General features: G+C 38.3%; 14 protein-coding genes. 5 read left to right on the top strand and 9 right to left on the bottom strand.

Features of this window, described 5'->3' with window-relative positions; genetic code table 11:
* Positions 1-2: 2 nt before the first annotated feature.
* Positions 3-911, bottom strand: coding sequence for a WYL domain-containing protein (locus AN213_RS01375; protein WP_055196956.1), 909 nt, complete (start codon positions 909-911; stop codon positions 3-5).
* 620 nt (positions 912-1,531) lie between these two features.
* Here AN213_RS01375 and AN213_RS01370 point away from each other — a divergent pair.
* Positions 1,532-2,515, top strand: coding sequence for a hypothetical protein (locus tag AN213_RS01370; protein WP_055196954.1), 984 nt, complete (start codon positions 1,532-1,534; stop codon positions 2,513-2,515).
* A gap of 309 nt (positions 2,516-2,824) precedes the next feature.
* On the opposite strand, the gene AN213_RS01365 is transcribed toward AN213_RS01370, so the two are convergent.
* A complete protein-coding gene (locus AN213_RS01365; protein WP_055196952.1) occupies positions 2,825-3,223 on the bottom strand; it encodes a hypothetical protein in 399 nt (132 codons plus the stop codon).
* Positions 3,224-3,278: 55 nt separating this feature from the next.
* Positions 3,279-3,590 carry a hypothetical protein gene (locus AN213_RS01360; protein WP_036972371.1) on the bottom strand — a complete coding sequence of 104 codons (312 nt, stop codon included), beginning with the start codon at positions 3,588-3,590 and terminating at the stop codon, positions 3,279-3,281.
* Positions 3,591-4,037: 447 nt separating this feature from the next.
* Between AN213_RS01360 and AN213_RS01355 the strand changes: the two genes are divergently transcribed.
* The 3 genes from AN213_RS01355 to AN213_RS01345 all read left to right on the top strand — a co-directional run bounded on the left by AN213_RS01355 (position 4,038) and on the right by AN213_RS01345 (position 5,651).
* Positions 4,038-4,373, top strand: a complete 336-nt coding sequence (locus tag AN213_RS01355) for a hypothetical protein (RefSeq protein ID WP_036967286.1) — start codon at positions 4,038-4,040, stop codon at positions 4,371-4,373.
* A 213-nt stretch (positions 4,374-4,586) separates the two neighbouring features.
* Positions 4,587-4,844: a hypothetical protein gene (locus tag AN213_RS01350; RefSeq protein ID WP_138624688.1), complete on the top strand. Its 258-nt coding sequence runs from the start codon at positions 4,587-4,589 to the stop codon at positions 4,842-4,844.
* Between the two features lie 192 nt (positions 4,845-5,036).
* On the top strand, positions 5,037-5,651 hold the full coding sequence (locus AN213_RS01345) for a hypothetical protein (RefSeq protein WP_236702872.1): 615 nt from the start codon (positions 5,037-5,039) through the stop codon (positions 5,649-5,651).
* A 362-nt stretch (positions 5,652-6,013) separates the two neighbouring features.
* Here AN213_RS01345 and AN213_RS01340 read toward each other — a convergent pair whose 3' ends face one another.
* From AN213_RS01340 to AN213_RS01330, 3 genes are all read right to left on the bottom strand, one after another.
* A complete protein-coding gene (locus AN213_RS01340; protein ID WP_201779626.1) occupies positions 6,014-6,463 on the bottom strand; it encodes a 5' nucleotidase, NT5C type in 450 nt (149 codons plus the stop codon).
* A gap of 1,130 nt (positions 6,464-7,593) precedes the next feature.
* On the bottom strand, positions 7,594-8,610 hold the full coding sequence (locus tag AN213_RS01335) for a hypothetical protein (protein WP_055196948.1): 1,017 nt from the start codon (positions 8,608-8,610) through the stop codon (positions 7,594-7,596).
* A 241-nt stretch (positions 8,611-8,851) separates the two neighbouring features.
* Complete coding sequence (locus tag AN213_RS01330) at positions 8,852-9,568, bottom strand: enoyl-CoA hydratase/isomerase family protein (protein ID WP_055196945.1); 717 nt, start codon at positions 9,566-9,568, stop codon at positions 8,852-8,854.
* Positions 9,569-9,773: 205 nt separating this feature from the next.
* Between AN213_RS01330 and AN213_RS01325 the strand changes: the two genes are divergently transcribed.
* Positions 9,774-10,547, top strand: a complete 774-nt coding sequence (locus tag AN213_RS01325) for a sulfite exporter TauE/SafE family protein (protein ID WP_055020932.1) — start codon at positions 9,774-9,776, stop codon at positions 10,545-10,547.
* Here AN213_RS01325 and AN213_RS01320 read toward each other — a convergent pair.
* From AN213_RS01320 to AN213_RS01310, 3 genes are all read right to left on the bottom strand, one after another.
* Entirely contained in the window at positions 10,537-12,015 is a 1,479-nt protein-coding gene (locus AN213_RS01320; RefSeq protein ID WP_055196943.1) for a methyl-accepting chemotaxis protein, read from the bottom strand. The two genes, AN213_RS01325 and AN213_RS01320, sit on opposite strands and share 11 nt — an antisense overlap.
* A gap of 7 nt (positions 12,016-12,022) precedes the next feature.
* Positions 12,023-12,859 (bottom strand): ABC transporter substrate-binding protein, encoded by an 837-nt coding sequence (locus AN213_RS01315; protein ID WP_055196941.1) that lies wholly within the window; start codon positions 12,857-12,859, stop codon positions 12,023-12,025.
* A gap of 93 nt (positions 12,860-12,952) precedes the next feature.
* Positions 12,953-13,588 carry an SDR family oxidoreductase gene (locus AN213_RS01310; protein WP_055196939.1) on the bottom strand — a complete coding sequence of 212 codons (636 nt, stop codon included), beginning with the start codon at positions 13,586-13,588 and terminating at the stop codon, positions 12,953-12,955.
* Positions 13,589-13,703: the final 115 nt, after the last annotated feature.

Genomic DNA, 13,703 nt, shown 5'->3' with positions numbered 1-13,703 from the left:
TTTTACTTTTCCGTGTAACCTGGTGCAATCGAGAGGTTATCAGCACCATAAAGAGTTTGTCTGTTCTTTAACCACAGCTGATATTCGCTACCTTGTAGTGAAGCTTCTTCAGTGCAGTCTACATTCCAGCGTCTCAATAAATAACCCGCCATAGCAGCACGGATATTGATTTCTAAACTTCCATTATCCATACCATAATCAAGCGCAATCGCAGTTGGGTGCTTTATGTTTTTCGGATGAGGAACTAATTCTAGCGGCATCATTCTCATCCATTGATGATCTTCAAGTTTTGATTCACATTCAATAACGGTACTGTTCTTAATTGTAACCTTGGTAATCCTAGTTAAGACAAAATCTCTGAAGCTTTGAGTTTTGCGATCAAATCCTCGAACATGCCAACGAAGGCCATTATCAATAATGGTATGAGGAATAATCTCTCTTGCTTTTGAGCCTGAACTTAAAGAAGTATAAATGATGGATATTGGCTTTTGTCTTAATATGGCTTGAACAATTTTGGCTACTATAAAAATATCAGGGACATTAAGTTGGTGTGGTGCGTCAACAGGAAAAGGAATATCTAAAACACCGTCAAATCCATCACTAATTTTATTCGACAGTTTCGCCATAGTTTGGCGAGCGTCATAGTTAAAAAGCGGTTTGAATGATTTTGCCTGAAAATATGTTCGTTCTTTCTGATCAAATTCAATATTTAACGGCGCTAGATCCTTATAAAGGGCTAAGTCTCTAGTTGCATTAGCCATTCCCATTTCAAATTTTGATGTGAGTTCTTTACGTGTGATTTGACCTTTAAACAATAAAGAGAAATCTATAAAAGACAATCGTTGCTTTTGAGCAAAATTCAGATTGGCTATATCGGCTGCTTTTTCTTTTGATTCTATCAGCGAACTCATATTTGTTATATTAGTGTAATCAATTTGATTATACCAATATAGTTGATTTTTAAGGATAGTCAATTGAGTTTGTCATTTCTTCGAAGACAGTTTCAACTTTTTCAAACATGAAAAAGTTAACAAAAGCTTGAGCAAAGCTCAACAGTAAATCGCGTAGCATCTAGGGCAATGAAATTGCTCTGGATGTGAAGCCGGAGTCAGTATCGCAGATTAAGCGCGTTCGAATTTTGCTTCAGCAAAACTGGTTATCACTGCGAAGCAAAGTGGTAGCCAGCCAAAACGCGATAGCGGCACCGAATTGGACAGGTGCATTTATGCCTCTTTCCCTGAACAATGACGGGTGAGAAGGCGCTTAATCAGCGGTAGCTGACTCCGAGTGAATCTATTACCGACAAACGAAGTGAGGAGAGCCAGTGTAGCGACAAGTCGCGTAAAAACTGGCGTGTAAAAGATTTACAGATAGAACGAAGTTCTTCTCAATTTGGAATAATTGAGTTCGCTAAGCAGACTGCTTGGCAATGCGAAGCTCTAGCATACTGCAAGGCATATGCTAAGCCTGTGCTAATAATTCGTATTGTTTGAACCTTGTTAATTTGGATTAAATAAGACAAGGATGAAACATGAGACAAGTCGATAAATACTTACAGCTAACGTTAGCTTATTTTGAAATGCCAGACATTACTAATCCAGCACAACTCGGCTCTGTCCGAGAGGATGCTGTTATTAGCTGGGTTGGTCGATTCGGCATGAGCAGTAAAACGGTAGTTCAGCAATTATTATGTATAAATCGGGAAGCCGTTAATAAACTCATTAATAGAATGAAACGTAAAGGGCTTTTGCATGTTCACCAAACGTTCGGTAATACCGACCAGGGGTTTATTGTATTAACGAGCGAAGGTTTTCGACGTGCTGAATTTATTTTACAACAAGAGTTGCATCTGAAATCAGATGTTAGTCGGATCAATGAACGCAACTTGGTTCATGATCTCAGTATTCAGCTTGTGGTGATAAACCTAATTCGTGATAACAAAATAGATGGTTTGATAACTGAGCGTGAGCTAGCGTTGTGCTTAGAGCAACGTAAGAATGATGAACGATTGGTTGACGGTATTGTTAGGCTTGCAGGAACAATGACCAATGTTGCTATTGAAATGGAAACATCGAACTCTAAAAACAAAGGCAACGGTGAGCTTCGCAAACGAATATTAGATAAATATCATCAGCAGCTTCATTTGAAAGATGGTCTGTATAGCCAAGTATATATGTACAGCCATCGGCAACGGTTCCTAACTCAGGTTGAGAAAACTCATCAGCGTATTTTTACCACTTCTAAGTTTGGCTTCACCAACCAACAAGTTGATATTTTAAAAAACAATATAAAATTTAAAGCTCACGAGTGCAGCCATATTTATGAGTTAATGTTTAACTATGGGCGTAAACTCACTTTTGAAACAAACGCTCCAGAAATTAATATAAAAGGCTATTTAGAAAAGTTAGATGAACTGACTGCATTGGCAGAGTCGTCATCAGACACTGTTTTGCGGCTGCGTTTAGATGGATTTAAAGATGCTGGGGTAGTGCTTGGTATTTCACATACAGATTGACCTGTGGGGCGTATAGCCCCTCTTAATTTTGACCTTAGCATTCAGCTTTCAAAATTATTCATATTGAATAATCCTGAATACTTAACAAGCAACCTCATTGCTTGTCGAACCAACGGAAAAATTCGATCTGAGGTTTATCAAATTTTCAATACGTTCGCCGCTGCATTAAAAAAGCATGGCAGCGACATAGAGAAAAGTTAGTTTTTGGTTCCTGCACTTAAATATAACTAGTGCCGTATTGAGAGAAGTTTTTTGGTGTTGTTTGAGTTTGAAACTGTGAATGAATAAAAAAGGGCTGATAGCCAGCCCTTAGAAAAAATCGATCATTTCCTCAAATTCATCATATGCCTCGGAGCTAAAGCAACGTTTCTTTGATATTCCAAATATAGAGAACAGCTCTTCATCTGTGACATTTTCAGCTAGATATTTTTGCATAATTGAGCCGAAAACCGAGAAAATTAGCCCTCGCTCATTTGCCTCAAAAAACTTTGATTGCAACTCTTCAGGTAGTTGCTCTACTAAGCCTTTCGATAATACAAAGCCGTTGGTTTGAAAGCGCTCATTTTTGTGCTCGTAAATATAGTCCAGTGAATCTGAATCAAAATACCAGCACACCCTAAACCGATCATCCCAATGCTCAGGCGTTCGAGTTTTCCTCGTAAATAAATGAATAAAAGGTGTTTGATCATTTTCTGTCTTGTTATTCATGGGGTAAGTCCTTAGTTGATAAACCTCATGAGTAATTAAGTTCGGCACCAGAGAATTAAGCCTCTTGATTGCTATCACATTCATCCAAAGCAATGATGAGTTGGTGCAAGTTAGTTTTTCTAGAATCGTAAACTTGGGTCTCAAGGGCTAGTTCAGCTAATATTTTCGCAATTCTTGCCAGTGCGTCTTTTTCAGCTGGGTGTAGGTGATCAAGTTGATAATCAAACATACGATACCAGTCCAACTTATATAGGTTTTTACTCGTTAGGTTTTGTGCATCGATTGAGTGTTGAGTTATCGCAATAGCTCGACCTAGTTCTTCATTTAAAAAGCACATATATGAGCCTTTTAATGGTTTACTCTTCATAAAGCTTTCTCCTTTTAATTTGCTTCAGTTGATATCAAGGAGCAGGCTGAGGAAAATTTATAAAGCGCTTTGATTCTAAGTTTTTTTCATTAAAGTCAAAAAGCCAAGTAAAAGCTAAGAAGAGTAAATATATGGAATGGGTATTGTTTTTAAGCTACGTCATATATGAGGCCATCAGAGTCTACAAAGAGTGTAAACAAAATAACCAAACGTTTTGGCAGTGGTGTAATACACCACTAGACTCTAAAGATGACTACAAAATAGATGCGTAATGATTGATTTAATGTTTATCGCGGGCGTTGGGGCAGGTACAGTGCTGGTCTTTTTATTGGTTTATTATGTGATCAAAAAGACACTTGAAGCCAAGTATATAAAAGAAAAATAGCACTAAATTTTCTGGTAGTGGAGCTAGGTACTTCTGAGGTTATTAAAATTTAGGAGACCACAGTGAACACTAACTTAAAATCAATCGAGCTAACAGAAAAGCAACCAAGTATTGCCAGCGATGAAGACTATATTGCCCTTTATGAAAAGGGGACAGAATACATTTACTACGTACGTAATTATGTTATGTCGCAAGAATTCATTGTATTGAGTGCAGGAATGTTTGAATTGCTGCCTGAAGAGCATAGACCGATAACCAACGTCTTTGTTCAGTCTAACTTTTATGTGCTCAGGCAGTTAAAAAGCCTCATCAGAGAGCATGTATTGCAGTCAGGGCAGTTACAGCATTTCTATCATTTGTTTAATTGCTCGATAGCTGATTTTTTTGAGAACCTTTAAATATGTGATTGGGGCAACAACGCAAAGTTTTCCCTTCATGGTCATAAATAATGTTAACGGCAAACTTAATCTAACAATAGTAAAGCTGTTACCACATAGATTGATGCCCACCTTTTGGTGGGCATTTTCATGTATTTCGGAAACCTTGTTTCGTTTAATCTTTTACATGCATAAATTTATTAGAGGATGAAAATGGTTACATCAAATTTCTATGTGAGGTGGGCAGTTAGCTACAGTGACTCGACATATACCGATATCGTTTCAAAACTTTCGACAGATGATTTGGAGCAATATTATTGTGAAGAAGCAGAGATCGACTTAATCATATTCGAAGATGATCCCGACTACAGTTATAGTCAAGAAGAGTTATTTCTTATTAAACCAGCACATGACTTGTCGATACCCCACTGGATTAAAAGTCGCTTCAAGTTTGAAATAGATGCGAATATGAACATTGTTTCTTTAGGTTAAGTGGTTAGTGCAGGAAAAGCTGTTTATTGTATTTTGGAAACGTGTTTTTGAATAATATGTTTTAGTTTACTTTGTCATGCGAGTAGTAGTCCCTTGAATAATTTCGAGCACATTGAGAATAAGCAACAGTCTAATTGTCCGAAACCAAGATTTTGTGCATTTTACCTAATAGACGGCCATGTTGAGTTAAGTTTGAGTAGTCGAACTTTAGCTGCCAAACATGATATTTATCTGATCGTTCAAGCGCTGTATGATGAGAATGGACGGTGGATTATTAGTGATGAGCATGATCACTATAAAATACAGAAAAACATGTGGGATTACCTTCATGATTTACCAACTATTGAAGAAATCCCATTACGTGAAACGATAAGCAAACTCAACAATAAAATTGAAGATAAATATGGGTTAACCATAGCTTCATCATCGGAAATTCAATTCCTAGCTCTGCGCGAAAATGACAACCTTTGTGTCGATCCAGAGTATTTAGCAACACAAAAGTATAGAGATACCAACCTTAATAATGCGGCCAAGGGCGAAGGCTATGTTGTAACAGGTTATAAAACTGAAACTCAATGGGTAGATAGCTTAAACAACACCGCTGAGCGATTTACACCAGGGGCTGTTGCTGTTGATGCTAGAGGCAATAAGTGGGTAGCAACTGGCTATTACCCAGTAAATACTAAAGGTTTAAATTGGCGACTTGTTTACCAAGTCTCAGATGATGTTCGTTACAAAGACGTAGAACTGGGAATTTATGATATCGATGCGATAACTCTCGTTGATGTAAACGGTAACGTTATCTGATTTAGAGGAAGTAATTGCTATTTGACTGCTGTTGAGTATATTTGTTACTTACTAATAGTTAGTATTTCGCTATAACAAAGTTGAGGTGAGGAAAGTGCTGTGACACTAGGTATCTATATTCTTCTCGCGTTCATTATTACGATTGTTTGTGTTTGTCATGCATATTATTTACTGACAAAAAAGAGTGTGGACACCATGAATTCAATCAGTAACGATGAAAAAGTAAGCTCTAAGGGATGAAAATGTCTATTGAATTGCTTTGGTTTATTCCTGCACTAATCTTAACCTTCACGGTTTTATACTCTATACATAACGTTAAAAAGAACGATAAAACTGATTAAGTTTAACTTATTTCGCTATGCTTAGAATTGAGCTGTAAAATATTCAAATACAGCTTCCCAATTTGGGTAGTCGCTCTGCCCAAAGTGAATTAGCTTTCCCTCAAAATGCTCTTGCCCACGCCCATTGCTATGGTCATCAATTAGGACGTCACCCTTGAGAAGCCCTTTATTGCTGCAAATGATTAAGTTAGAGGTCATTTCATATCCAAATTTGTCTTCAATCCATAATCTTTTCTCTGTGTAGGACAGAGGATTTTTGGTAGACGGGGCTGTTAAAATATACAAATCAATATCTTTTCGAGACCTTAACTGTTCTATAGCGCTTAAAGCACCTTCTATAGGCTCTAGGCTTCTAAAAAAACCAGGTTCACTTTGTGGATATGAAGTAGCTGACGATTTAGCTTTTTTCTCGCGGATCTTAGTTGAGTAATCACAAAGAACATCATCCATATCAACGTAAACAGTCAGCATTATTTCCCCAAGTTTTATCAAGCGTATTTAGGTTTTAGTATATGGTATTTTATTTATATAAGTAATTAATAAATAGATATTTTTAACTACGACGAAACGTTGGGGATATAACGAAAACTATCGCTTGTGAATACCTGTTTTTTAACCAGGCTTAAGAGTGTTAAAAATGCTTTCACTTGTTACTTATTTAATATTTCGCATTGTTCGTAATAGTGTAATTAAGCAGTGTTGTGACTGAATTTCTGCCGCAATAGTGCTTATTTACATTATTGTGAATGAGCAATATTCCTACTTTCAACTACGACCTTGAGGTGGGGAAATATCGAAATACTACCTACCATGTTTGATAAACACACTTATATTTTTGGTGTCGTCGCAGTTGGAACGGTATTTTGGTGTCGTCGTAGTTGGAACGGCATTTTGGTGTTGTCGTAATTGGAACGGCATTTTGGTGTTGTCGTAATTGGAGTGGCATTTTGGTGTCGTCGCAGTTACTTTGGTGTCGTCGTAGTTACTTTGGTGTTTAGTTGATTATATAAACACAATCTTTGAAATAATAAAAATAACAGTGAAACCTATTTTTCAACTACGACTATGTTGTGGGGAAAAATCGAAGCTCAATAACATGGGTTCTACCTTAGCGGGTATAACCGATGTTTGAGTTTGAAAACTGTGTGACTCTTTTAGCCTAACTGTGTTACTTGTTGATTATTGTAAAATAGTAGAATCCAGCCTTACATGTAACAGTTACAGCATTTCTATCATTTGTTTGATTGCTCGATATCTGATTTTCATGAGAACCTTAAAATATATTATGGGACAACAAAGTAAAGTTTTCCCTTCATGGTCATATTTAAAATTAACGGCAAACTTAACCAAACAAAAGTGCAGCTGTTATCACATAGGTTGATGCCCACCTTTTGATGGGCATTTTTTTAATATTTTATAAATAAAGGGTAACCCTAAAGCAGGAACTACACAATAAATACACTAGCACTGCTATAGCCCTTTAAAGTTTGGGGTTGGACGCTCATTCAAATCCCCCCAGCTCCACCAAATATGAAAAAGGCTGCTCTCAGAGCGGCCTTTTTTATTGCCTAAAATATAGAAGTAATAGATGGCATTATTTACTATTTCTTATCTATGGCATCACAGGGCTGATACCATGTTAACCTTTCAGATGCTAAGGCTGAAATAACTTTATTAACAAAACTTTGACCTCCGCCTATTGGGTTATAAATGCCGATTACTCTGGGTGTTATTCTAATATTCTCGTCATGGAGCAAAGCTTTGATCGAACCGAGTGATAAAATCGAATTTTGAATGGTTGTTTGATTTAACTCGCTTGGTAAAGGTAGATTAGCAGAAACAAGTTCACCTGTAGCCCCCAGTGTTTGAACAACTAAAGTACCTGTTAAGTTTCCAGCTTTTGCTTCAGCTGCAATTGCAGGTAAACCAGACAAATTCACATTTCCATTTAAGACATTAATAGTCGCAGTGAGCCTTAACCCAACTCCTACATATACTGGCAAATTCACGAGTTCATAGCTCTGAATATCGTAGTTAGACAAATCAAAAAGTGATTTTAGCTCTTTGTTTTCATCTACCTTTGAGAATAAACCATCATTTGGATTAACTATAACATTATAATTAGATACTACATTATTTGGAACGTGTTCAAATAACTTTAGGGGTTGGCCTTTTTTGTAATTTGGGTAAGTATATTCAGCTCCCCACCATTTTACATCTGGTATTTGGCCGGATATTTCTCTTTTAACTAAAAAGCTACCCTTTGTGGTGTCTGTATTTGCATAGTCAATAATAACTTGATAAGAACGACCTTCATAACCAATTGTTGATGGGCCAAAGTTAAGTGTCCCATCAGATGTAAATTCAGCAACTGCTAAACGAACTGTTTGATCAGGAAATGAATCTTTTAAATTGCGCAAAACAATTTCTTTATTTTTAAATCTAAGTTCGTTATCTGCTGGGAAGCAACTAGCCCCCTCTAGAGTCTGTACAGGTAAGGGATCAAATGGTATGTAACTATATGATGTTTGTTTCTCAGCTAATGTATCAGGAATTTTAGTATGTGAGGTACATCCAGCTAGAACTGAGATAGATAAAATAAATGTAATAAACTTCATGAGCATTCTCCTTTGCCTAATAAAAAAGTGTATGCTTTTATCTTAAATATAATGAATTTTATTTATATTATTTTAAATTTTAACTTCGAATTTAAAATAATATATTAGTTCTTTTTTGAGGGTGTGCAAATTTAAATTTTTACAAGATTTTTATGCTTGGTAATTTTAAAGTGTTATTATATTATCGATGTGAAATTAAATATAAAATAACCTCTAAGCACAGATGCTTAGAGGTTTTTTTCTATACAACCAACTGCACAGCATCAATAATCGGTTTGTTTTCGGTATCAATGGTGTCGATGATGTGTTTGTGTAGGCGCTTTTTGTGCTCTGCGAAAATAGCGCGTTTTTTATCGAATTGGCTGGCAAATTCGAGGGCGGTATTAAATAAAGCTTCGCTGTTTGGGCAAGCTTGTTCGATAACATGATCTGTGGCAAGTTCGCCAGCGGTAACGCGGCGGCCAGTTAGCATCATTTCGTTAAAACGATAGTCTGGAATGGCTTTTTTAATGAAAGCGAGCATGCCCGGTAAAAACGGGATCGATAAGTCCACTTCGGGGAAGCAGAAGAAACCACGGTCGCTTTGCATAAACCTAAAATCACAAGCGCACGATAAAATGGCGCCATTACCAAATGCGTGGCCATTTATCGCTGCGATTACTGGCATTGGGAAGAGTAATAGGCGTTTAAATACCGCATCCATCGAGTGCATAAAGCTACTTACTTCTGCAAATTTTTGTGTTTTTAATGCGGGCATAAGCCAATCGGTATCTATGCCCAAGCTCCATGACTTTTCGCTGCTTGAAGTGATCACCAGTGCTTTGTGTTCAGGATTACGTTCGATTTCGTCAAGGCAATTTAAAAAAGCCTCTGCAAAAGCAGGGTTATGACGATTTTCAGCTGTTGTCATAGTTAAGATAGCAACAGATCCTTGTGTGCTTACATTCATCAGTGTCATGCTGTGCCTTCATTTTTATTGTGTTGTGGGCATAGTTATAACCCATAGGTTTAACAAAATAAACCACAAGTCTGACCAGTTTTAAATTTAGGGGCACTTCTCTTTTGGTTGATATGGTCTTTTAGTCGAAAGGGTTTTTCAAATAGTCGCTAATAGTGGTGAGCCATGATAGCGTTAGCTCAAACACACTATTTAAAGCGTAACAATGGATTTGATCAGTTGGCAGTTTTTGGGTGGAGATTTATTAAGTCCGATCAGCACTATAATGCTCATTGTGGTTGCGGGCTTTACTTCTATGATTTCAGCAGCTTTTGGTGCGGGTGGCGGATTAATGCTGCTGGTGATCATGGCATCTATGCTTCCTATGAGTGTGGTTATTCCTGTCCATGGGTTAGTGCAGTTAGGCTCTAACGCAAACCGCTTTTTATTTACGTTTAAACATATTGATGGCGCTATGTTTGTGTACTTCTCTTTAGGGGGAGTCATAGGAGCGCTGGTTGCCTCAACGATTGTCACATCAATTCCCCTTGAATTAATGAAAATAGTGGTCGCTGCCTTTGTGCTTTATTTACTGTGGGGTGTGACGCCAAAGCTCAGAGAAACCTCAAAGTTATGGCGTGTTCTTGCGGGGCTTTGGACCACGTTCATTTCGATGTTCGTCGGGGCAAGTGGGCCTTTGGTTGGCAGCTGCTTATATGTCAATAATTATAATAAGCTTAAGTTTACTGCCACATTTTCAAGCTGCATGACAGTACAACATACCTTAAAAGCGATTTTATATGGGGCTGTGGGCTTTGCATTTTGGCAGTGGTTGCCGCTGGTTATGCTCATGATATTGAGCGGTGCTTTAGGTACTTGGCTTGGCCTTAAGTTATTGCACCGCATTTCGTCAGATAAATTTAAAAAGATTTTTCGTTTAGTGTTAACTGTGCTTTCCCTGCAACTTGCGTGGCAGGGAATTATGGCTTTTAGTATTTAAACAAACCCAGTTTGGCAACGATGCCGCGTTCTAATTCATTGAGTTGGCCTATGGTGTTATCAAGGTGCTGAGCTTCTTGCGATAGGCTCTTAGCGCCTTGGTTAATGAGCTGCATGGTATTTAAGATATCAGCGGTCACACTGGTTTGCTCTTCAGAACTTGCTGCCACGCTTTCGTTCATTTGATTAATGGTATTGATTTGTTTAGCAATATCTTTAAACACCGCTTGGCTTTTTTGATTCGCTTGGCTCACTTTATCGCTGAGTGACTTACTTTGCTCCGTTGCGGTTACACAATCAGAGGTATTGTTGTGTAGCGATACAATAATCGACTCAATCTCAGACGTTGAATCATAGGTTTTACTAGCAAGCGCTCTTACTTCATCGGCCACCACCGCAAAGCCACGACCTGATTCCCCTGCACGAGCCGCTTCAATAGCAGCATTTAGAGCCAGTAAATTGGTTTGCTCGGCAATACTTTTTATAACATCGAGCACTTGGCTGATTTCGTTACTGCTGGCGTTTAATTGTTTAACTACGTTTGATGTATGGTCGAGTTGTGCAGCTAATTCGCCAACCATGTTGCCATTGGCATTCATATTTTGTTCGCCCTGTTGGCATAAGCGATGAACGTCGGTTGTTTGCTGTGCAGTTTGATTAGCTCCTTGCGCAATCTCTTTGGTTGCTTCACTTAACTGACTAAGCGCATTGGTTGCTGAATCAGTGCGGTTATATTCAAGCTCGGCTTCGTTTTTAGAGCGCACAGATGCTTCGTTTACTGTACTGGCTATCATTTCAAGTTCACTGGCTGTGCTGCCTAGCTCTGTAATTATTTCTTGTACTTGCGCTATAAATCGATTGAAACCATCAACCAAATAGCCTATTTCATCATTAGATTGATAGCTAATACGTTTTGTAAGGTCGCCTTCACCTTTGACAATTTCATCAACAAGGCTATTTACGCTATCGATTGGTTTTATCACTAACAGTCGCACGATATAAATAATCACCGCACCCAAGGCGATAAAAGAGACCAGCAAGGTAATAAACATGGTGCGTGTCGAATCAGCAATGGTGCTATGCAGTGCTTGTTGTGAGTAACCAATTTTTATGTGACCAATTAAATTATCTAAATAGTGCAAATCAATAGTTTTGCTAACCGATGCGCTATTGCTTTGTTTAGTGATAGAAGCAAGTGGCTTATTGCGATGATCTGTCACTGAAATGCTATGTACATGTTTGTTTTGCGAAAAGGCTTTAATAATCTGATTTATTAACGGCTCATCATAAGAGAATACCGGCTCGGCTAAAATAACCTGCATTTGCTCATTGAGAGCCGTGATGTCGTCTTGCCATTGTTGTGTTTGACTCGACTTTGCGAGCAGATAGTTTGCACTGATCACGAAGATCACGCTCAGTAAAAGGCACAAAGACAGTGCCAAGGTCATTTTATATTTTAATGATTTCATTGTGCGCTCATTGAAATGGGTTAAACCACAAAGGGCTATTTTTATTAGGTGTGTTCGACGATAATGTTGGGTTATCTAGCTCAATAACGCGACGCGAGCTTAAGTTGGCTTTTGATAAAACCGTTTGTACTTGGCTGTCTGCCAAAAACATGGCGTTAAATGTGCCATCAGCAATCATCTCGTTTAGCGCATCATTTAGCTGTTTATGCAGCGTGTGGTTGTTTTTGTTGACGAAAAAGTAAAGTGGTGCGGTGTACTTAATCACCAAATGCGGCTCTACAGTGAGGTTAAGCTCTGAGTGATTGGCAATTTCATCCCAAGGTTCATTCACCCCACGTGGGAAGTAATCAAAGCGCTCGCCTTCAAGCATTGGGAACAAATTAGGGTATTTTAATGTGGTAACAACGGGTAGTTGATTTGCTTTTAATATTTTAGTGTCTGGCCAGGTTTTACCTTGCCCAGCGGTGAAACGTTTTAAATCTTGTAAGCTAGTTACCGAGCTAAACAGTTCGCGGTTTTGTGCTTTCACTATTGCTACTCGCATGCCAAGTAAGCCACGAAATAAGGGAATATAAACGGCTTTATAATCCTGTTCTAACTGAGTTGATGTCATGCTCCACATCACATCAAGCTGGTTGTTTTTTACATCGTTTAAGATACGTGCATTAGAGATATCTTTATTGGTTTCATAAGGGTGAATATACTCTAAGTCAGCACGTTCGATGGCGCTGATCAGTAATTTGTGGGGAAGGGAGGTATCGCCACTGTAGCTTTGAACTTTTACCGGTGCGGCAAAACAAGCCGACGTAAAAGCAAAGCAAAAAAGTAAAGCAAAATGACGCATAAAGCACCTTTGTTATTATTATGTAAACAATAAACTAAAGTGCTTTACGCGCTTTCTCAATCTTATTTCTTATGCATACGTATTCATACCTAATCAATCGCCTAGTAGGCTGTCGATTGACTTATCACCATTAAATAATTCAAACACTTGTGGTTTTTTCGGTGTATGTTCAGCAAGGTATAGCAGGGTATCTGCTACATCTTCACGGTTGATCACCGCATCTTGGCGGGTTGCAGGCCGCGTGGTGGTTAATAGCCCTGTTGCAGCGTCATTTAATAGCGTGCCAGGTCTGACAATGCTGTGATTCAATTCGCTATTGATTAAATGTTGATCAGCCATGTGTTTTGCAACTAAATACGGTTTGATACTACTTTCAATGTTGTCAGGGGCATCAGCACCAATAGAGCTCACCATTATAAAGTGCTTAACCTTGGCATCTACCGCATAATTAATCGCTTTAACAGCGGCCCATAGATCTATCAGTAAGGTTTTATCAGCACCCGTTGCGCCGCCGGAGCCCGCGCTAAAAATCACTTGTTCAACGCCCTCGAAGGCACGACTAAAATCGTTTTCGAGGTCTTGCTCTACAATCATTAAATGACTACTTTCAAGTGTACTCAGTTTGCTTTTATCTCGAACCAGAGCCACTACATCATGACCGTTTGCCAGCATTTTTTCGGTGGTCATTTTACCTATTTGGCCCGTTGCGCCAATGATTAAGGTCTTCATATCAAACTCCTTCTAATTGCTGTGTTACTAAAGACCTTGGGGTGTGGATTTATTTTTAAAGGGGTACAAGCAAACTTTGAATAAAAAAGTATTATTTGGCATAGTGCTGAAATAG

It is taken from the genome of Pseudoalteromonas sp. P1-8 (assembly GCF_001399985.1).
Classification (GTDB): Bacteria; Pseudomonadota; Gammaproteobacteria; order Enterobacterales; family Alteromonadaceae; genus Pseudoalteromonas.
Note: the sequence above shows the minus strand (reverse complement) of the source record. Positions and strands in the feature narration are given on the sequence as shown.